This is a genomic window from Cupriavidus necator N-1 (genome assembly GCF_000219215.1).
Taxonomy (GTDB): Bacteria; Pseudomonadota; Gammaproteobacteria; order Burkholderiales; family Burkholderiaceae; genus Cupriavidus; species Cupriavidus necator.
In genome coordinates, this window is record NC_015726.1 from 3,818,938 (window position 1) to 3,838,331 (window position 19,394).

The 19,394-nt window shown below is 67.6% G+C and carries 15 protein-coding genes; 11 read left to right on the plus strand and 4 right to left on the minus strand.

The genetic code is table 11. The features are described from left to right. The first annotated feature begins 50 nt into the window (after positions 1 to 50). Positions 51 to 341 carry a hypothetical protein gene (locus CNE_RS17890; RefSeq protein WP_013958450.1) on the plus strand — a complete coding sequence of 97 codons (291 nt, stop codon included), beginning with the start codon at positions 51 to 53 and terminating at the stop codon, positions 339 to 341. A gap of 294 nt (positions 342 to 635) precedes the next feature. Here the strand turns inward: CNE_RS17890 and CNE_RS17895 are convergent, their stop codons facing one another. The 3 genes from CNE_RS17895 to CNE_RS17905 all read right to left on the minus strand — a co-directional run bounded on the left by CNE_RS17895 (position 636) and on the right by CNE_RS17905 (position 3,595). Continuing rightward, a complete protein-coding gene (locus CNE_RS17895) occupies positions 636 to 1,085 on the minus strand; it encodes a hypothetical protein (protein ID WP_013958451.1) in 450 nt (149 codons plus the stop codon). 222 nt (positions 1,086 to 1,307) lie between these two features. Further along, a complete protein-coding gene (locus CNE_RS17900; protein WP_013958452.1) occupies positions 1,308 to 1,502 on the minus strand; it encodes a YbdD/YjiX family protein in 195 nt (64 codons plus the stop codon). 23 nt (positions 1,503 to 1,525) lie between these two features. Then, positions 1,526 to 3,595 (minus strand): carbon starvation CstA family protein, encoded by a 2,070-nt coding sequence (locus CNE_RS17905; protein WP_013958453.1) that lies wholly within the window; start codon positions 3,593 to 3,595, stop codon positions 1,526 to 1,528. Positions 3,596 to 4,003: 408 nt separating this feature from the next. On the opposite strand from CNE_RS17905, the gene CNE_RS17910 reads away from it, so the two are divergent. Further along, positions 4,004 to 5,410 carry a cache domain-containing protein gene (locus CNE_RS17910; protein ID WP_013958454.1) on the plus strand — a complete coding sequence of 469 codons (1,407 nt, stop codon included), beginning with the start codon at positions 4,004 to 4,006 and terminating at the stop codon, positions 5,408 to 5,410. Continuing rightward, complete coding sequence (locus CNE_RS17915) at positions 5,407 to 6,081, plus strand: response regulator (RefSeq protein ID WP_013958455.1); 675 nt, start codon at positions 5,407 to 5,409, stop codon at positions 6,079 to 6,081. Before CNE_RS17910 ends, CNE_RS17915 begins: the two co-directional genes overlap by 4 nt. Before the next feature lie 60 nt (positions 6,082 to 6,141). Here the strand turns inward: CNE_RS17915 and CNE_RS17920 are convergent, their stop codons facing one another. Continuing rightward, entirely contained in the window at positions 6,142 to 7,998 is a 1,857-nt protein-coding gene (locus CNE_RS17920) for a phosphoenolpyruvate carboxykinase (GTP) (protein ID WP_013958457.1), read from the minus strand. 461 nt (positions 7,999 to 8,459) lie between these two features. On the opposite strand from CNE_RS17920, the gene CNE_RS17925 reads away from it, so the two are divergent. The 8 genes from CNE_RS17925 (at position 8,460) to CNE_RS17960 (ending at position 19,383) form a co-directional block, all read left to right on the plus strand. Next, positions 8,460 to 9,485 carry a D-2-hydroxyacid dehydrogenase family protein gene (locus CNE_RS17925; RefSeq protein ID WP_013958458.1) on the plus strand — a complete coding sequence of 342 codons (1,026 nt, stop codon included), beginning with the start codon at positions 8,460 to 8,462 and terminating at the stop codon, positions 9,483 to 9,485. A gap of 226 nt (positions 9,486 to 9,711) precedes the next feature. Then, entirely contained in the window at positions 9,712 to 10,884 is a 1,173-nt protein-coding gene (locus tag CNE_RS17930; protein WP_041228251.1) for an MFS transporter, read from the plus strand. 138 nt (positions 10,885 to 11,022) lie between these two features. Next, positions 11,023 to 11,688: an MOSC domain-containing protein gene (locus CNE_RS17935; RefSeq protein WP_013958460.1), complete on the plus strand. Its 666-nt coding sequence runs from the start codon at positions 11,023 to 11,025 to the stop codon at positions 11,686 to 11,688. Between the two features lie 259 nt (positions 11,689 to 11,947). Then, positions 11,948 to 13,186 (plus strand): efflux RND transporter periplasmic adaptor subunit, encoded by a 1,239-nt coding sequence (locus tag CNE_RS17940; RefSeq protein ID WP_013958461.1) that lies wholly within the window; start codon positions 11,948 to 11,950, stop codon positions 13,184 to 13,186. A 3-nt stretch (positions 13,187 to 13,189) separates the two neighbouring features. Further along, entirely contained in the window at positions 13,190 to 16,387 is a 3,198-nt protein-coding gene (locus tag CNE_RS17945) for an efflux RND transporter permease subunit (RefSeq protein ID WP_013958462.1), read from the plus strand. A 163-nt stretch (positions 16,388 to 16,550) separates the two neighbouring features. Beyond that, positions 16,551 to 17,399: a ChaN family lipoprotein gene (locus CNE_RS17950; protein ID WP_013958463.1), complete on the plus strand. Its 849-nt coding sequence runs from the start codon at positions 16,551 to 16,553 to the stop codon at positions 17,397 to 17,399. 326 nt (positions 17,400 to 17,725) lie between these two features. Next, a complete protein-coding gene (locus tag CNE_RS17955) occupies positions 17,726 to 18,694 on the plus strand; it encodes a tripartite tricarboxylate transporter substrate binding protein (RefSeq protein WP_013958464.1) in 969 nt (322 codons plus the stop codon). Positions 18,695 to 18,909: 215 nt separating this feature from the next. Further along, on the plus strand, positions 18,910 to 19,383 hold the full coding sequence (locus CNE_RS17960) for a tripartite tricarboxylate transporter TctB family protein (RefSeq protein ID WP_013958465.1): 474 nt from the start codon (positions 18,910 to 18,912) through the stop codon (positions 19,381 to 19,383). The last annotated feature ends 11 nt before the right edge of the window (positions 19,384 to 19,394 follow it).

Here is a 19,394-nt window from a genome sequence, read left to right on the forward strand (position 1 = left end):
TTCGTCTAAGTGACGACTCAGGCATCCACGCAATAGAGAAAGCCTGAATCATGAAAACCAACCGCTACGCCCTGATCGCTGTCGCCACCCTCGCCGCCGCCCTGTCGGCCGCACCGGCCTTTGCCAAGAACGGCAAGTTCGATGTGTTCACCGACGGCGCCAAGGTAGCCAAGTTCGATCCGTACACCGACAGTGCCCGCGCCGGCAAGTTCGACACGTTCTCCGAAGGCGCCCGCGCCGGCAAGTTCGACACCTACGCCGAAGGCGCCCGCGCCGGCAAGTTCGATCCCTACGCCGAAGGCGCCAAGTACGACATCACTACCGATCGCGCGCCGCTGTAAGGCCGCCTGGCTGCCTCAGGCTCGCCTCCCCGGGCGGCCTGGCAGCGCGATCCCAGGGCCGCTTCCTCCCCTTGTGCGGCCCCGCCTGCTTCAAACCTGGTCTCCACAGGTCCTTGGGGGAGCGCCTCGCAGCCTCTCCGCCTTTATTGGAGAAGAAGCCCGCACCGGTTCCGGTTGCGGGCTTCTTTGTTTCTGCATCCGGCGGGTTTGCAACCACTGGCGAACGATTATGCCAGACGCCGCAAATGAAAAACGGGCCATGACGGCCCGTTTTGCTGACCCACCTACGACTAGTTAGTCGTCGTAGTGGTGGTGATGCTTGTGCTTCTTGCGCTTGTAGTTGCTGTTGTAATAGCGGCGATCATTGTCGTACGAGTTGCTGCGCGAGACGTTGCCGCCCAGCGCCGCACCCGCGCCGCCGCCCAGGCCGGCGCCGATCAGGCCACCGGTGCGGCCGCCCATGGCGTTGCCAGCCGCGGTGCCGGCACCGCCGCCCAGCGCGCCGCCGATGATGGCACCGGTGCGCTCGCGGCGGTTGGAGGTCACTGCGCCACCGGCGCCGCCGCCCACTGCACCACCGATCACTGCGCCGGTGCTGCCGCCCAGCGCGCCGCCCACCGCGGCACCGGCGACGCCGCCGAGTGCGCCGCCCAGGGCGTTGTTCATGTCGCTCGCGACGGCCGGCAGCGCGCAGGCCGCCAGGGCGAGGGCAATGGTCAGGTTGCGAACGGGATGGCGAGTCATATCTTTTTTCCTCGAATTGCCATGATGTGTCGCAAGTGTAGAGAAGGAGCCGCACCCTTGCTGTAACCACCTGTAAAGCCCTGTAACCCACTACAGAAACGGTATCCGTGCATGACAAAAGCGCGGTAAACACGCAACACTTCAAAAAAGAAAGGCGATCATGTGATCGCCTGTCTGCTTGCTATGCCGCCGGCCCGCAGGACGGCGGCGTTCAGCGTGCGCTCAGCAGCACTTGCCCTGCCCGCCGCCGTAGCGTGCCTCCTGGCGCTCGCGGAAGAATGCCTCGTAGCTCATCGGCTCGCGGTCCGGGTGGGTGCTTTCCATGTGCGCGACATAGGTCTGGTAGTCGGGCAGCCCGACCATCAGCCGCAGCGACTGCCCAAGGTAGCGTCCCATGGTTCCGAGTTGTTCCAGCATGGCGGGCTCCTGTGATCCCTGGGTTACTGGGCCGAGGCGCCCGAAGGCAGCGGCTCGAACGGCGTTTCCTTGGCCGTCGGGCGGGCGGCGGCGCGTGCCTGCATCGCGGTCTTGAAACCGTAGAACACGATCGACAGCACCACCAGCATGAACAGCGCGCACAGGCCGGCGTCCAGGTAGTCGTTGAAGACGACGCGGTGCATCTGCTCCATCGACTTGGCCGGGGCCAGCACCTTGCCTTCGGCAATGGCGGCGCTGAACTTGGCGGCGTGGGTCAGGAAGCTGACCTTGGGGTCGGCGTGGAACAGCTTCTGCCAGCCAGCGGTCAGCGTGCAGATCAGCAGCCAGATGGTCGGGACCAGCGTGACCCAGGCGTACTGGCCGCGCTTCATCTTGACCAGCACGCAGGTGCCCAGCACCAGCGCCACCGCGGCCAGCATCTGGTTGGAGATGCCGAACAGCGGCCACAGCGTGTTGATGCCGCCCAGCGGATCGACCACGCCCTGGTACAGGAAGTAGCCCCAGGCCGCCACGCACAGCGCGGTGGCGGTCAGGTTGGCAACCAGCGAGTCGGTCTTGCGCATGGACGGGATAAAGCTGCCCAGCAGGTCCTGCAGCATGAAGCGGCCGGCGCGGGTGCCCGCGTCGACGGCGGTCAGGATGAACAGCGCCTCGAACAGGATGGCGAAGTGATACCAGAACGCCATCATGGCCTGGCCGCCCACCACCTGGTGCAGGATGTGGGCGATGCCCACCGCCAGCGTGGGCGCGCCGCCGGCGCGCGAGATGATGGTGTTCTCGCCGACATCCTTGGCGGTCTGCACCAGCACGTCCGGTGTGACCACGAAGCCCCAGGTCGAGACCGCCTGCGCCACCGCTTCCGGCGTGGTGCCGATCACGGCGGCCGGGCTGTTCATGGCGAAGTACACGCCCGGCTCGATCACCGAGGCGGCCACCAGCGCCATGATGGCGACGAAGGACTCGGCCAGCATCGCGCCGTAGCCGATAAAGCGCGCGTGCGATTCATTCTCCAGCAGCTTGGGCGTGGTGCCCGACGAGATCAGCGCGTGGAAGCCCGACACCGCGCCGCAGGCGATGGTGATGAACAGGAACGGGAACAGGTTGCCCGACCACACCGGCCCGCCGCCCTTGGCGAACTGCGTGAAGGCAGGCATCTTCAGCTCCGGCGCGACGATCAGGATGCCGATGGCCAGCGCGATGATGGTGCCGATCTTCAGGAAGGTCGACAGGTAGTCGCGCGGCGCCAGCAGCAGCCACACCGGCAGCACGGCGGCGATAAAGCCGTAGATGATCAGCATCCAGGTCAGCGCCTTGCCGTCGTAGGTGAACAGCGGCGCCAGCGTGGCGCTCTCGTGCACGTACTGGCCGCCGATGATGGCCAGCATCAGCAGCACGAAGCCGATCACCGATACCTCGCCGATGCGGCCCGGACGGATGTAGCGCGTGTAGATGCCCATGAACAGCGCGATCGGAATCGTCACCGCCACCGTGAAGGTGCCCCACGGCGAATCGGCCAGCGCCTTCACCACGATCAGCGCCAGCACCGCCAGGATGATGATCATGATCATGAAGCAGCCGAACAGCGCGATCATGCCCGGCACCGTGCCCATCTCGGACTTGACCAGGTCGCCCAGCGAGCGGCCGTCGCGGCGCGTGGAAATGAACAGCACCATGAAGTCCTGCACCGCGCCGGCAAACACCACGCCGGCCAGGATCCACAGCATGCCCGGCATATAGCCCATCTGCGCGGCCAGCACTGGGCCGACCAGCGGGCCGGCGCCGGCGATGGCGGCGAAGTGGTGGCCGAACAGCACCGCCTTGTTGGTCGGCACGTAGTCCAGGCCGTCGTTGTGGCGCCAGGCCGGCGTCATGCGTTTGGGATCGAGCTGCATCACCTTGTCGGCGATAAAGCGGCTGTAGTAACGGTAGGCGATCAGGTAGATGCAGAGCGCGGCAACCACGATCCACAGCGCGCTGACGGCCTCGCCGCGCGCCAGCGCGACGGTGCCGAAGGCAAACGCGCCGAGCGCGGCGACAGCCAGCCACACCAGGTGTTCTCCGATGCGATTCATAGTGAAGGTCTCCTCAGACCGGATTTCTTGGATAGCCTGCGGCGGCGAAGGACTGGTAACAGGCAACTGGCAGGATCGGCAGCGAGGTTGCGCCGAGGGCGGGCAGCGGGGGGCAATCCGGCGGTGAGGGTGTCTCCTGGGATAGCTGCTGCGCGCCCGGTTGTGTCGTCGTTTCCGGATCTCGTCTTGCAGGCAGGCGGTGCACCGTCCGGGTGTGGACAGTGCACCAGCTGCGTCCGCGCATGCGCCCTGCTGGGGCGGCGGCGCGTCCGGCGTGTAGTATTGACACCCGCCAAACCCCGCACAAGCGTGTAACTACGCAGCACTTCTGCGTAGTACTACGCAAATCGACGGTGGCATGCCGCCTGCGCGGCATCGGTGTTTACCCCCGGGTCCTCCCGCTCCTGTATGAAACTCCGCCAGAAGATCCTGTTGCTAGCCGTGGCGCCACTTGCGGTGGCCATGCTGGGCATCGCGCTTGCCGTGCGCTTCCAGGCCACGCAGCTGGCGCAGCATGAACGCGCGCTGGTCGAGGCCGCCTACCTGCAGAGCAAGGAAACCGAGCTGCGCCACTATGTAGAACTGGCGCAGAGCGCGATCGCGCCGCTGGTGCGTTCCGGGCGCAGCGACGCCGCCACCCGGCAGGCTGCGATGGAAGCACTTGCGCGCCTGGACTACGGCCCCGACGGCTACTTCTTCCTGTACGACCTGCAGGGCCGCAACCTGATGCACCCGCGCCAGCCCGAACTGGTCGGCCAGGACCTGTGGACGCTGCGCGACCCGCAGGGTGCGCTGACCATCCAGCAGCTGATCGCCGCGGCCAAGGGCGGTGGCGGCGCGGTGCGCTACCTGTGGAGAAAGCCCTCGTCGCAGCAGCTGGCGCCCAAGCTTGGGTATGTGGTGGCGGTGCCCGAATGGGGCTGGATGCTCGGCACCGGCATCTACCTGGATGACGTGGAAAGCACGCTGCGCCAGCTGGATGCGCGCGCCGAGACCGATATCCGCGCGACCATGGCCTGGATCGGCGTGATCGCCGGCATCAGCATCCTGCTGGTCGCCGCCAGCGGCCTGGCGCTGAACGTCAGCGAGCACCGCGAGGCCGACGCCAAGCTGCGCCAGCTGGCGCAGCGCGTGGTGCAGTCGCAGGAAGAAGAGCGCGCCCGGCTCTCGCGCGAGCTGCACGACGGCATCAGCCAGCTGCTGGTGTCGGTCAAGCTGGTGCTGGAAACCGCCACCAACCGCCTGCGCCTGGCCCCGGCCGAAGGCGCCGCGGTGGCGCCGGTGCTGGGCATGGCGCTGAACCGGCTCGATACCGTCTTCAATGAAGTGCGCCGCGTGGCGCGCAACCTGCGCCCCGCCCTGCTCGACGACCTGGGTCTGTACGCCGCACTGCAGCACCTGGCGCGCGAGATGCAGGGCGGCAGCGGGCTAGAGATTGCAGTGACCCAGAGCGGCACCCCGCGCGAACTCCCCGACGAGCAGGCCACGGCGCTGTTCCGCATCGCGCAGGAAGCCTTGACCAACGTCGAGCGCCATGCCGGCGCTCGCCGGGTCGCGGTGGCGCTGGCCTTTGATGCCGATGCCACGCGCCTCACCGTGCGCGACGACGGGCATGGCTTCGACGTGGCGCGCATGCAGGAGGACCCGCAGCGCGGCATCGGCCTGCGCAACTTGCGCGAGCGCATCGCCGCGCTGTGCGGGCAGTTCGACATCGTTTCGGGCATGGGCGGCACCCAGCTAGTCGCTTCACTGCCGCTGGCCAGGCCCGCGGCCATTGTGCACGATCCCGTTTCAGCAGGACCCTCGCCGTCATGACCCAGCTAGCCGACTCCGCCGAAGTGCCCGCCCGCGTATTGCTAATCGACGACCATGCGCTGGTGCGCGACGGCATGCGCATGCACCTGGCGCTGCAGCCCGGCCTGCGCGTGGTGGGCGAAGCCGACGACGGCGAAGCCGCGCTGGCGTGGCTGGACCGCGCCGGCGCCGCCGAGCTGCCCGACCTGGTCATCACCGATATCGGCATGCGCGGCATGGGCGGCATCGCCCTGGCCGCGGCGCTGCATGACCGCTATCCGGAACTGGCGGTGCTGATCGTGTCGATGCACGACAACCTGGAGTATGTGCGCCAGGCGGTGCGCGCCGGTGCGCGCGGCTATGTGCTCAAGGACGCGCCCGCCGACGAGTTGATGGCGGCGATCCAGTCCGTGCTGGCCGGACGGGTCTTCTACAGCGCCCGCATTGCACGCGGCATGGCCGAGCAGAGCCCCGCCGCAGGGCCGCTGGATGCGCTGACGCCGCGCGAGCGCGACATCCTGCGCGGTATCGGGCGGGGCCTGGCCAACAAGGAGATCGCGGCGCAGCTGGGGGTGTCGGTACGCACGGTGGAGACGCACCGGCTGAACCTGAAGCGCAAGCTTGGGATCGAGGGTCGGGCGGGCCTGGTGAAGTATGCGGTGGAGACGTTGGGGGACAGCGAGAGGGAATAAAAAAACGCCCGTCTCTGCGGAGACGGGCGTCTTTATCGCAAGCTGCGCGAACTGTGGCGATCAGCCGTCCAGCCGCTTGCCCAGCGCCGCGCGCACTTCGGCCAGCGCCTGCGGCAGCCGATGCCGCAGCTTGGTGAACAGCTCGTCATGCAGCGCCAGCTCCTGCTGCCACGCATCGCGATCGATCGAGGTCACCTGCGTGAACTGCGCCGGCGTGAAGTCCACGCCATTCCAGTTCAGGTCGTCGTAGCGCGGGGTGGTGCCGAACATGTGCTCGGCGCCCTGCCCCTTGCCTTCGACGCGGTCGATCATCCACGACAGTACGCGCATGTTCTCGCCAAAGCCCGGCCACACGAAGTTGCCGTCGGCGTCCTTGCGGAACCAGTTGACGCAGTAGATCTTCGGCAGCTTCGCGCCCGCGGCTTCCAGCTTCTGGCCGAGTTGGAGCCAGTGGCCGAAGTAATCGCTCATGTTGTAGCCGCAGAACGGCAGCATGGCGAACGGGTCGCGGCGCACCACGCCTTGCTGGCCGGCGGCTGCGGCGGTGGTTTCCGAACCCATGGTGGCGGCCATGTAGACGCCTTCGGTCCAGTTGCGGGCCTCGGTCACCAGCGGCACGGTCGTCGAGCGGCGGCCGCCGAAGATGAACGCATCAATGGGTACGCCGGCCGGGTTGTCCCAGTTCTCGTCGATCGACGGGCACTGCGACGCCGGCGCGGTGAAGCGGGCGTTCGGGTGCGCTGCCTTGGCGCCGGTGGCCTTGGCGATTTCCGGGGTCCAGTCTTTGCCCTGCCAGTCGACCAGGTGCGCGGGCGCTTCCTTGGTCATGCCTTCCCACCATACGTCGCCGTCGTCGGTCAGTGCCACGTTGGTGAAGATGACGTTTTCCTTGAGCGTCGCCATCGCGTTGAAGTTGGTCTTCTCGCTGGTGCCCGGGGCCACGCCGAAGTAGCCGGCTTCCGGGTTGATGGCGTACAGGCGGCCGTCCTGGCCCGGCTTGATCCAGGCGATGTCGTCGCCGATGGTGGTGACCTTCCAGCCCTCGAAGCCCTTGGGCGGGATCAGCATGGCGAAGTTGGTCTTGCCGCAGGCCGACGGGAAGGCCGCTGCCACGTGGTACTTCTTGCCCTCGGGCGAGGTCACGCCCAGGATCAGCATGTGCTCGGCAAGCCAGCCTTCATCGCGGCCCATGGTCGATGCAATGCGCAGCGCGAAGCACTTCTTGCCCAGCAGCGCGTTGCCGCCGTAGCCCGAGCCGAACGACCAGATCTCGCGCGTTTCCGGGAAATGGACGATGTACTTGGTCGGGTTGCACGGCCAGGCCACGTCCTGCTCGCCGGCGGCCAGCGGCTTGCCGACGGTGTGCACGCACGGCACGAACTCGCCGTTGGTGCCCAGGACGTCGTACACCGCGCGGCCCATGCGCGTCATGATGCGCATATTGACCGCCACGTACGGCGAATCGGACAGTTCCACGCCAATATGGGCGATCGGCGAGCCCAGCGGGCCCATCGAGAACGGCACCACGTACAGCGTGCGGCCGCGCATGCAGCCCTCGAACAGGCCGTTCAGCGTCTGGCGCATCTCGGCGGGTTCGGTCCAGTTGTTGGTGGGGCCGGCGTCTTCCTGCTTTTCGGAGCAGATAAAGGTGCGATCTTCCACCCGCGCCACGTCCGAGGGGTCCGACAGTGCCAGGAAGGAATTCTTGCGCTTGGCCGGGTTCAGCCGCTTCATGGTGCCAGCGGCGACCATCTGCTCGCACAGGCGGTCATATTCTTCCTGCGAGCCGTCGCACCAATAGATATGGTCGGGCTTGGTCAGGGCGGCGATTTCAGCGACCCAGGCCACCAGCTTGGGGTGCTTGACCCAGGCCGGCGCATTGACAGGCGCCGTACCTTGCATTGTGGGGTGGTTCATACTGCAGACTCCAGATTCGTAAAGGGAAGGAAGGGAAGGAATCCTTGCAAAGCCTGGCCAGCGGGCAGATGGGGCCGTCACACCCCCGGAGTGATGTCACACTCGGATCGACACATCCCGTTACAACTCCGCGGCGGCCCCGTTTATGCAAAAGGTCGCGGCGGTCCCTGCGGCTGCGCTACAGTTGCGCTTCGCGCGCGCAGGGGTGGCTGCGCGGGCTGGCCGGACTTTGTCCGGGTGCGATCGCGTGACGGGAGCAAGGCTCGACCGACAATCCGCGGCGGCACCGGAACGGGCAAGGATACCACTGGCGCACCCCCCTGTTTTTTGCTGTGCAACAATCGCTGCCACCGGCCGGCGTGGGGTTTTTCGATATTTCTCAACAATACTGTTGGCCGGCGCGCAGCTTGGTGGCCGCGCGCACCAACCGGCACAAGACCGTTAGACAACCAGAGTTGCCGATGAAGATTGCCGTACTCGACGATTACCAGGATGCCGTGCGCAAGCTGCCTTGCTTCAGCTTGCTGGAGGGGCACGACGTGAAGGTGTTCAACAACACCGTCAAGGGCGTGGGCCAGCTGGCCGCACGCCTGTCAGACGTCGAAGCCGTGGTGCTGATCCGCGAACGCACTCGCATCACCCGGCAACTGCTGGAAAAACTGCCCAAACTCAAGATCATCAGCCAGACCGGCCGGGTCGGCGCCGGCCCCGGCAGCCATATCGACCTGGACGCCTGCACCGACCGCGGCGTGGCCGTGCTCGAAGGCGTGGGTTCACCGGTGGCGCCGGCCGAGCTGACCTGGGCGCTGATCATGGCCGCCCAGCGCCGCATCCCCCAGTATGTCGCCAGCCTGAAGCACGGCGCCTGGCAGCAGTCGGGGCTGAAATCGACGACGATGCCGCCCAATTTCGGCCTGGGCCAGGTGCTGCGCGGCCAGACCCTGGGGATCTGGGGCTATGGCAAGATCGGCCGGCTGCTGGCTGGCTACGGCCGCGCCTTTGGCATGAAGGTGCTGGTCTGGGGCCGCGAGGCGTCGCTGGAAGGCGCCCGTGCCGACGGGCTGGGCGTGGCCGAGTCCAAGGAGCAGTTGTTTGCCGACAGCGATGTGCTGTCGCTGCAGCTGCGCCTGAACGACGACACCCGCGGCATCGTCAAGCAGACTGACCTGACGCGGATGAAGCCCACGGCACTGTTCGTCAACACCAGCCGTGCCGAACTGCTGGAAGAGAACGCGCTGGTCACCGCGCTGAACCGCGGCCGCCCGGGCATGGCGGCGATCGACGTGTTCGAGTCCGAGCCGATCCTGCAGGGCCACGCGCTGCTGCGCATGGAAAACTGCATCTGCACGCCGCACCTGGGCTATGTGGAGCGCGACAGCTACGAGCTGTACTTCCGCACCGCGTTCCAGAACATCCTGGACGTGCTGGCCGGCAACCATGACTGCATCGTCAACCCGAAGGCGCTGGCGCCGGTGCTGACGCGCTGAGTCACCAGCGGCCGGATTCCCTCCGGACAGCCCGCCCCGATATCACCCCTGTTCCGCCATGCGGGACAGGGGTGTTTCACATCTGGCCGGGCATTTCCTCCGGGAAACGCGATTTCCACGAAACCGCTACACTCCGGACTTCCCTTACCGCCCGGTCAGTCAGCCCGCGGCAGCCCAGACAACAACAAGGCGCCCTCCTGCGCCACCCCCTATTCCCAAGGCCGGCATGGACCCCAGGCTAGTGACGCTCTGCGTCGGCAATTTCGTCATTGGCACCGGTGCGATGATCGTTACCGGCATGTTGAACGACATTGCCGCCGATTTCGGGCTGGGCGCGGCCAGCGCCGGGCAGCTGATCTCGGTGTTTGCGCTGGCCACCTGCATTGGCGCACCGCTGTTCGCCACGCTGGGCTCGCGCATCGACCGACGGCTGCTGCTGGCCGGGTCGCTGCTGGTCTATGGGGTGATGCACCTGGCCGCCGCGTTCGCGCCCAGCTTTGCGGCGCTGATGGCGATCCGCTTCCTGACCGCGATCGGCGCGGCCATCTATACGCCCCAGACCGCCGCCACGCTGCCGCTGCTGGTCAACGCGCAGACGCGCGGGCGCGCCATCAGCTTCGTGTTTCTTGGCTGGAGCATCGCCAGCGTGGTGGGCGTACCGCTGGGCACGTGGATTTCCAGCACGCTGGGCTGGCGCGTCAGCATGGCGCTGGTCGGTGCCCTGGCGCTGCTGGTGTCGGCGGCGGTCTGGCGCGCGCTGCCGCGCGGGCTGATCGTGCCGCCGGCCGGGCGCGAGGCCTGGGGCGCGGTGCTGCGCCACAAGCCGATCATGCTGGTGGTGCTGACCACCATGATCTCGTCGGCGGGCATGTTCACCGTGTTTACCTATATCGCCCCGCTGATGCGCGATGTGTACGGCATCAGCGGCGGCGCGCTTAGCCTGATGTTCCTGGCCTACGGCGCCTGCGGCGTGTTCGGCAATGCCATGGCGGCGTCGCGCATGGACCGGGTCACGCCCAGCCGGATCGTGCAGGTCACGCTGCTGACCTCGATCACGGCCATGGTGCTGTGGCCGCTGGCCGGGCTGGGCAGCGTGGCGCTGGTGCTGCTGTTCATGCTGTGGGGCGTGGGCGGGTTTGCCACCAACAGCGCGCAGCAGGCGCGGCTGGTGCTGCTGGCGCCTGAGCGGGCATCGGTGTCGATCTCGCTGAATTCTTCGTCGATCTACCTGGGCCAGGCGGCCGGCGCCATGGCCGGGGCTGCCATCTATACGCTGGCCGGCGCCGATACGCTGCACTGGGGTGCGGCGGCGCTGATGCTGGTGGCGCTGGCGGTATCGCAGCGCGCCCGGGCGCTGGGCTGCCAGTGGCAGCGGCCGCAGGCGGCGCAGCAGGCGTGATGCCCGGCTGAACCCCGAGGCGGCTCCCCGCCGCCGGGTTCCTTGTGAGGGACCGCACCAAGCACTTGTCCACAGTGTTATCCGCCCCGTTATCCTCAGGCATATCCGCAGCTTATCCACAGCCCTTTCCACAACCGGATGAACAACCACGAAGCGGGGGCGCACGTGAGCGAATCCAGACCTCGGCCGGGCCTTGCGCGTGTGCTGGCGGTCAGCATGGCCAAGGCCATCCCGCTGGTGGTGGCCGGGGCGGGCACCGAGGCGGTGGTGCTGTCGGGCATTCGCAAGCACCCTGTCAGCACCCTGCTGCACCCGTTGCGGGTACAGGTGCTGCCGCTGGGCCTGGCCGGCGACGAACAGGGCGACCTGACCGTGCACGGCGGCCTGGACAAGGCGGTCTACGCCTATCCTTTCGAGCACTACCCGTGGTGGAATGCGCGCCGCCGCGCCTGCGGGCAGCCCGAGTCAGGCCCACCGTTGCCGTTTGGCGCCATGGGCGAGAACCTGACCCTGGAGGGGCTGCTTGAATCCCAACTCTGGATCGGCGACCTGGTGCGCGTGGGCACGGCCCTGCTGCGGGTGGAGTCGCCGCGCAAGCCCTGCTACAAGTTCAACGCCGCGCTGGGCTACCGCCACGCGGTGCGCGACATGATCCAGAGCGGCTACTCCGGGGTCTACCTGAGCGTGGTGCTGAAGGGAGAAGTGCGCGCCGGCGATGTTGTGGTTGTGCAGGCCGGGCCACGCGAACTGTCGGTGGACAGCGTTAATCAGTGGCGCCGCGATGGCCGGCGGCAGCTTTTCTGATAATGTTTGTCTAACCATACAAGCGCCCCGCTACACACATCTCCGGCTTCCCCTGTGGCCCGGACGGCGTTTGCCGGCGCCGGGCATTACCAGACCCTTGCAACCCTGTAACGGACTGTAATACGCGGCGCTGGCTCCGGCGGGCGAAGCGCGGTATCAGTAGAGTCTTTGCGCGACACGCACCGGCAACATCTGGACACAACCAGCCGGGCGATCACGGGGAGTGGCGCGAAGACGCGGTGCAGAGGGTCCACACAATATGAAATCTGACAGGATCGACCAGCCCAAGGGCTTCGTCGACAGCAACTGGAGGGCGGCCACCGGAACCGGGCGCGGCCGCGTGTCGCCGTGGGCGGTGGTGGCCGTGCTGCTGGTCATTGCCGGGCTGGGCTGGTTTGCGTGGCGTACCTGGTTCGCGCCCAAGCCGGCGCCCAAGGCGCCGGCAGCCGTGGTGGTGTCCACCGCGCGCGTGCAGCAGGGCGACGTGCCGCTGCAGGTCACGGCCAACGGCAATGTCACCGCGCTGTCCACCGTCGAGGTGCGCCCGCAGGTGTCCAGCACCGTGCGCACCGTCCATATCAAGGAAGGCCAGACGGTCAAGCCGGGCGACCTGCTGTTCTCGCTCGATACCCGCATGGACGAGGCCAACCTGGCCAAGGCGCAGGCCCAGTTGCTGCGCGACCAGGCTGACCTGGCCGATGCCCGCCGCACGCTCGCGCGCAGCCAGGAGCTGCTGCAGCGCAACTTCATCTCCAAGAGCGCGGTCGACACGGCCCAGGCCAAGGTGGATGGCTTTGCCGCCACCGTGCGCGCCGACCAGGCCGCCATCGACGCCAGCCGCGTGGCGGTCAGCTACGGCGCCATCCGCGCCACCATCAGCGGCCGCACCGGCGTGATCAACGCCTTCCCGGGTTCGCTGGTGCTGCCCAACAGCACCCAGCCGATGGTCATCATTGCCCAGGTGCAGCCTATCGCCGTCACTTTCAGCCTGCCCGAGCGGCAACTGGGCGCGCTGCGCGAGGCGCTGCACGCGGGCCCGGTGCAGGTCACCGCGCTGCCCAACGACGGCAGCAAGACGCCGGTGACCGGCAGGATCACCTTTGTGGATAACACCGTCGATCCGCAGTACGGCACCATCCGCGTCAAGGCGCAGTTCGACAATGAAGAGCAGCGGCTGTGGCCGGGCACCTATGCCAACGTCAACGCCGTGGTGCAGACCCTCAAGGGCGCGCTGTCGGTGCCGCCGCAGGCGGTGGTGACCGGCCCGGAAGGCCGCTTTGTCTATGTGGTCCAGCCCGACAGCAAGGTCGCGCGCGTGTCGGTGCAGGTGGTGACCACCACGGCCGCCGCCGCTGTGGTCGAGGGCGTGCAGCCCGGCGCCCGCGTGGTGGTGGAGGGCACGCAGAACCTGCGCCCCGGCGCGCTGGTGCGCGAAGCCCCGGCCGCCGGTGCCTCGGCCGCCGCCGCCCGCCCGGCCAGCGCCACCGCGGGGCACTGAGCCATGACGCTGTCTGAACTCTGCATCCGCCGTCCGGTGATGACGGTGCTGCTGTGCCTGGCCGTGGTGGTCACCGGCATCGTGCTGTACCCGACCATCCCCATCGCCGCGCTGCCCAGCTTCAATTCGCCGGTGATCCAGGTCACCGCGACCCTGCCCGGGGCCAGCCCCGAGACCATGGCGGCATCGGTCGCCACGCAGCTGGAAAAGCAGTTTGCGACGATCCCGGGCGTGTCGGTGATCAGCTCGTCGAACACGCTCGGCAACTCCAGCATCACCATTGAATTCAACAACGACCGCGATATCGACGACGCGGCCGTCGACGTGCAGGCGGCGCTGTTCCGCGCCCAGCGCTCGCTGCCGATCGAGATGACGGTGCCGCCGTCGTACCGCAAGGTCAACCCGGCCGATGCGCCGGTGCTGCTGCTGGCGATCAACTCGCCGGCGATGAGCCTGGCGGACCTGAACGCCTTCGGCGACAACCTGATCTCGCCCACGCTGGCCACGCTGCCGGGGGTGGCGCAGGTGCAGATCTTCGGGCAGAAGCGCTTTGCGGTGCGCGTGCGCGCGCACCCGGATGCGCTCGCCGCGCGCGGGCTGACGCTGGACGAGCTGGCCACGGCGCTGAACCGCGCCAACGCCAACACGCCGGTGGGCACGCTCGACAGCGCGCGCCAGACCCTGACCATCCAGGCCAACCGGCAGCTGACCAGCGCCGACGCCTTCCGCAACATCATCGTCGCCAGCCAGCCCAACGGCGCGCTGGTGCGGCTGTCCGACGTGGCCGAGATCGAGGACAGCGTCGAGACCATCAAGACTGGCAGCTGGCTCAACAACGAGCGCTCGATCGTGCTGGCGGTGCTGCGCCAGCCCGACGCCAACACCGTGGCGGTGGTCGATGCCATCAAGGCCGCCCTGCCCCGCCTGATCGCGCAGATGCCGGGCTCGGTCAATGTCGCGGTGGTCAACGACCGCTCGAACTCGATCCGCGAATCGATCCACGACGTGCAGTTCACGCTGGCGCTGACGGTGGCGCTGGTGGTGATGGTGATCTTCCTGTTCCTGCGCCGCGCCGCCGCCACGCTGATCCCCACGGTGTCACTGCCGATCTCGCTGATCGGCACGGTGGCGCTGATGAAGGCGTTTGGCTACAGCCTGGACAACGTCTCGCTGCTGGCCATCACGCTGGCGGTGGGCCTGGTGGTGGACGACGCCATCGTCATGCTCGAGAACATCGTGCGCCATATCGAGGACGGCGTGGCGCCGCTCAAGGCCGCGCTGGTGGGTTCGCGCGAGATGGGCTTCACCATCCTGTCGATCTCGATCTCGCTGGTGGCGGTGTTTATCCCGATCTTCTTCATGCCGGGCGTGATCGGGCTGTTGTTCCATGAGTTCGCGGCGGTGGTGTCGCTGGCGATCCTGGTGTCGGCGCTGGTGTCGCTGACGCTGATCCCGATGCTGTGCGCACGTTTCCTGTCGGCCGAGAACGTGCCGGTGGATGAATCGCACCATGCCTACGGCGACCACGTGCCAGCGCAGCCCGCCATCGCGCAGAAGCAGACCTTCGGCATGCGCTCCACGCAGTGGTTCGAGAACCTGTTCGAGTTCACGCTGCACCGCTATGCGCGCGGGCTGGACTGGTGCCTGACACATCGCCGCACCGTGCTGGCGGTCGCAGGGCTGACGTTCGTGCTGACCGCGGTGCTGTTCGTCACCATTCCCAAGGGCTTCTTCCCCGAGGAAGACATCGGCCAGATCCGCGTCAACGCCGAAGGCCCGCAGGACATCTCCTTCGACGCCATGGCCGAGCGCCTGCGCGACGCCGCCGAGCGCATGCGCGCCAACCCCGCGGTCAAGAGCATCGTGGTCGCCATCGGCGGCGGCCCGTCGCCGGCCATCAACACCGGGCGCATGTTTGTCGAACTGAAGCCGCGTGGCGAACGTGAGGTCATGCCCAGGGTGATCGAGTCGCTGCGGCGCGATGTTGCCGGGGTGCCGGGGCTGGCGGTGTACTTTGCGCCGGTGCAGAACCTGCAACTGGGCGGGCGCCAGAGCAAGAGCCGCTACCAGTACACATTGCAGAGTGTGAAGGCCGGCCAGCTGCAGGACTCCTCCGACAAGCTGATGGCGAAGATGCGCGCCGATCCGATCTTCCGCGACGTCACCAGCGATTCGCAGCAGTCCGGCCTGGAGGCGCACCTGTCGATCGACCGCGACAAGGCCAATGCGCTCGGCGTGCAGATGCAGGACGTGCGCACCGCGCTTTATTCCGCTTTCGGCGAGCGGCAGGTGTCGACCATCTACACGCCGATCGACAACTACTACGTGATCCTGCAGGCGGCCGATGTCGACCGCACCGACGAGAGCGCGTTCTCCAAGCTCTATGTGCGCAGCAAGACCGGCCAGATGGTGCCGATCTCCGCCTTCGCCACCACCGAGCGCCGGGTCGGGCCGATTGCCGTCAACCACCAGGGACAGCTGCCTTCGGTGACGGTGTCGTTCAACCTGGCACCGGGCGCGGCGCTGGGCGATGCTTCGGCGCGCATCGACCGCTACCGGCAGGAGATCGCCATGCCCAGCTCGATCTTCACCAGCTGGGGCGGCGACGCGGCAGTGTTCCAGTCGTCGCAGACCACGCAGATCGTGCTGCTGGTTGCGGCCATCGCGGTGATCTACACGCTGCTGGGCGTGCTGTATGAAAGCTATATCCACCCGCTGACCATCCTGGCGGGTTTGCCCTCGGCGGCGGTGGGCGCGTTGCTGACCTTGTTTATCTTCAACGTGGAGCTGTCGCTGATCGCGGTGATCGGCGTGCTGATGCTGATCGGCATCGTCAAGAAGAACGCCATCATGATGATCGACTTCGCGCTGGCCGCGCAGCGTGAACAGGGCATGCCGCCGGCCAAGGCGATCCGGCAGGCGTGCCTGCTGCGCTTCCGGCCGATCATGATGACGACCTTTGCCGCGGTGATGGGCGCGTTGCCGCTGGCGCTCGGCTTAGGCGCCGGTGCCGAGCTGCGCCAGCCGCTGGGCCTGGCCGTGGTTGGCGGCCTGCTGTTCTCGCAGGTGATTACGCTGTTCATCACGCCGGTGATCTACCTCGCGCTGGACCGGTTCTCCGGGACGGGGCCGCTGCAGATCGATTCGGAGGGGAACAAGCTGCCGGAGAAGGCGCCGGGCGAGACGGTGCACCAGCACTGAGGCACCGGCAGGCAAGAGGTGGCCGCAGCTTTGCTGCGGCCTCTTTGCTTTCGAGGCGCCGGCCAGGGTCGACGACGTGACCATCATCACCAACCCGGGCAACAAGCGGGAGCGCAGGCCGCCAACCCCGCCACGACAACGAGGTAAGGAAAGGAACCGCGTGATGTCACTCCGTTTTCCTGTCGCAAACATGCGTGCCGGCATGCTGGCCGCCGCTGTCGCTGTGCTCGCCACCGGCTGCGCGGCCACCCGCCCCGCGCCCGAGGCGGTCAGCGCCGCCTTTGCCGGCAAATCTTACGTGCTGTTGGGCGAGGTCCACGATAACGCCGCCGCGCAGCAGCAACGCCTGGCCGCGCTGACGCGTGCCGTCGAGCATGGCTGGCGCCCGGCCATCGCCATGGAGCAGTTTGACCGCGAGCGCCAGGCGGATATCGAGCGCGCCCGCCGCGAGCGCCCGCGCGATGCCGACTACCTGATCGCCCAGGCCGGCGGCGATGCCTGGCAATGGCCGCTGTACCGGCCGGTGGTGGCGCTGGCGTTGCAGTACGACCTGCCGCTGGTGGCGGCCAACCTGTCGCGCGCCGACGCCGGCAAGATCGTGCGCGGCGGACTGGACAGCCTGTTCCCGGCCGGCGAGCGCCAGCAACTGGGCCTGTCCGGTGCGCTGCCCGACGACCTCGTGGCGGCGCAGACGGCGGTGCTCGACCTGGGCCACTGCGGCAATTTCCCAAAGGCCATGCTGCCCGGGATGCTGGCGGCGCAGGCCGCGCGCGATGCGGTGATGGCGCAGACGCTGCGCCCCTACGCGCTGCGCGGCGCGGTGCTGATCGCCGGCAACGGCCACGTGCGGCGCGACATCGGCGTGCCGCGCTGGCTGGGGGTGGGCGTGGCGCAGGTGGTCAGCGTGGGGTATGTGGAAAACCCGCCGGCCGACGGCGAGTTCGACATGGCCGTGGTGGTGCCGGCGGTGGCGCGCAAGGACCCATGCCTGCAGGCGAAGCCGGCGGGTTGACGGGCCTGCGCCCGCGCTGCAATGCGCCATCCACGTAAACCCCGACCCATTCTCCCCCCAATTGACAGCCTTTTGACAGTTTCCGCCGCCTAGAATCCGCCCCATGACCGGTAATTCCGGTCTGACGTTCACCAAAAATCCAAGAACAGTCCCGGCCACGCCCCGCCGCGCCGGACAGGAGACAAGCACCGGCACTGCGCCTTTCGCACAGTCCCCCCGGGCTACCTTCCCGTCCTCGCAACGCAGTGGCAGCCGGAACGCCCGGGTCGGATCGCGGCTGCCAGCAGGCTGGCACGGCGCATCCCCGGTACAACCAGGAGACCGCTATGCGCCGTACCTATTCCCGCCTGGCCCATGCCGTGATGGCATCGGCCGCCGTTGCCGCCACCTTCGCCGCCGCGCCGGCCTTTGCGTTGGACAGCGTCAAGGTCATGATCGGCGCCAACCCGGGCGGCGGCTTTGACCAGACCGGCCGCTCGCTGGGCGCCGCGATGATTGCCGCGGGCACGGCCAAGACCGCCTCGTACGACAACAAGGGCGGCGCCGGTGGCACCATCGCGCTGACCCAGTTCGTCAATACCGACAAGGGCAATCCCAATGCGCTGATGGTGGTGGGCGCGGTGATGGTGGGCGCGATCGAGACCAACAAGCCGCCGGTCACGCTGAAGAACGCCACCCCGATCGCGCGCCTGTTCGCCGACACCATGGTCATCACCGTGCCGGCCAGCTCGCCGATCAAGTCGGTCAAGGACCTGACCACGCAGCTCAAGGCCAACCCGGGCAGCGTCAGCTGGGGCGGCGGCTCCAAGGGTTCGATCGACCACATCCTGGCCGGCCTGATCGCCAAGGAAAGCGGCGTCGACCCGAAGAAGATCAACTACGTACCCTTCCAGGGCGGCGGCGAAGCCTCGGCCTCGATCATGGGCGGCCACGTGACGGTGGGCATTGCCGGCGTGTCGGAATTCCTGCCCTTCATCAAGAGCGGCAAGATGCGCGCGCTGGCGGTGACCTCCAAGGACCGCACCGCCGATATCCCGACGCTCAAGGAGCAAGGCGTGAACGTCGAGATCTACAACTGGCGCGGCGTGTACGGCGCGCCCGGCATCAGCGCCGAGCAGCGCAAGGCCATGATCGACGCCGTGGTCAAGGCCACCGAGAGCAAGTCCTGGAAGGACACGCTGCAGAAGAACGACTGGACCCCGTTCCTGCTGACCGGCGACGAGTTCGGCAAGTTCGTCGACAGCGAATCGGCCCGCCTGGGCGGCTCGCTGCGTGAACTGGGCGTGGCCAAGTAAGAACCGCCCGCAGCACTGCTTCAACCCGCTTTACCTGTCGTGCCTGCCAACCCCGCCGGTGAACCCGGCGGCAGGAAAACGGCGCAGGGCCCGGTGTCCACCTGCGATACCAGACAAATAACCATACGTCGCCGGGCCCTGCCGCCGCGCGGGCAGCACCTGACAGCGTCGCGGACGCCAGCGCCCCTGCTGGCGACAAAGGCCAAGGAGTCTCCATGAAACCCTCGCACCTCACCATCGGCATTGCCGTGCTGGCGCTCTCGCTGTTCTTCTTCCTCGGGCTGTCCGGCATTTCCGGCGAAGAGGGTTATGCCGGCCTGTCGCCGCGCTTCATGCCCACGCTGGTGGCCGTCGGCCTGGCGGTGTGCGGCGCGCTGCTGACGTGGCAGGGCGTGCGCGGCGGTTTCCGCAACATGCCGGAAGAAGATGCCGAGTTGCCGGACGCGCCGCACAACTTCGGCGGCTTCCTGTGGGTGGCCACGGGCCTGGTGCTGAACATGGCGCTGATCGGCACGCTTGGCTTCGTGTTCGCTTCCACGCTCCTGATGGTGTGCGTGGCGCGCGGCTACGGCAGCCGCCGCATCGTGCGCGATGCGCTGATCGGCCTGTGCATCACGGTGCCGATGTGGGCGCTGTTTGAATTCCTGCTCGGCATCAACCTGCCGCTGCTGCCCATCGCTGGCTTCTGAGCCCGCCCGCC

What these genes read in the sequence shown, in the direction of transcription:
- CNE_RS17955 (WP_013958464.1), top strand. Translation starts at nt 17,726, where the DNA reads ATGCGCCGTACCTATTCCCGCCTGGCCCATGCCGTGATGGCATCGGCC.
- CNE_RS17910 (WP_013958454.1), top strand. Translation starts at nt 4,004, where the DNA reads ATGAAACTCCGCCAGAAGATCCTGTTGCTAGCCGTGGCGCCACTTGCG.
- CNE_RS17895 (WP_013958451.1), bottom strand. Translation starts at nt 1,085, where the DNA reads ATGACTCGCCATCCCGTTCGCAACCTGACCATTGCCCTCGCCCTGGCG.
- CNE_RS17945 (WP_013958462.1), top strand. Translation starts at nt 13,190, where the DNA reads ATGACGCTGTCTGAACTCTGCATCCGCCGTCCGGTGATGACGGTGCTG.
- CNE_RS17905 (WP_013958453.1), bottom strand. Translation starts at nt 3,595, where the DNA reads ATGAATCGCATCGGAGAACACCTGGTGTGGCTGGCTGTCGCCGCGCTC.
- CNE_RS17950 (WP_013958463.1), top strand. Translation starts at nt 16,551, where the DNA reads ATGTCACTCCGTTTTCCTGTCGCAAACATGCGTGCCGGCATGCTGGCC.
- CNE_RS17890 (WP_013958450.1), top strand. Translation starts at nt 51, where the DNA reads ATGAAAACCAACCGCTACGCCCTGATCGCTGTCGCCACCCTCGCCGCC.
- CNE_RS17960 (WP_013958465.1), top strand. Translation starts at nt 18,910, where the DNA reads ATGAAACCCTCGCACCTCACCATCGGCATTGCCGTGCTGGCGCTCTCG.
- CNE_RS17920 (WP_013958457.1), bottom strand. Translation starts at nt 7,998, where the DNA reads ATGAACCACCCCACAATGCAAGGTACGGCGCCTGTCAATGCGCCGGCC.
- CNE_RS17935 (WP_013958460.1), top strand. Translation starts at nt 11,023, where the DNA reads ATGAACAACCACGAAGCGGGGGCGCACGTGAGCGAATCCAGACCTCGG.
- CNE_RS17925 (WP_013958458.1), top strand. Translation starts at nt 8,460, where the DNA reads ATGAAGATTGCCGTACTCGACGATTACCAGGATGCCGTGCGCAAGCTG.
- CNE_RS17940 (WP_013958461.1), top strand. Translation starts at nt 11,948, where the DNA reads ATGAAATCTGACAGGATCGACCAGCCCAAGGGCTTCGTCGACAGCAAC.
- CNE_RS17900 (WP_013958452.1), bottom strand. Translation starts at nt 1,502, where the DNA reads ATGCTGGAACAACTCGGAACCATGGGACGCTACCTTGGGCAGTCGCTG.
- CNE_RS17930 (WP_041228251.1), top strand. Translation starts at nt 9,712, where the DNA reads ATGGACCCCAGGCTAGTGACGCTCTGCGTCGGCAATTTCGTCATTGGC.
- CNE_RS17915 (WP_013958455.1), top strand. Translation starts at nt 5,407, where the DNA reads ATGACCCAGCTAGCCGACTCCGCCGAAGTGCCCGCCCGCGTATTGCTA.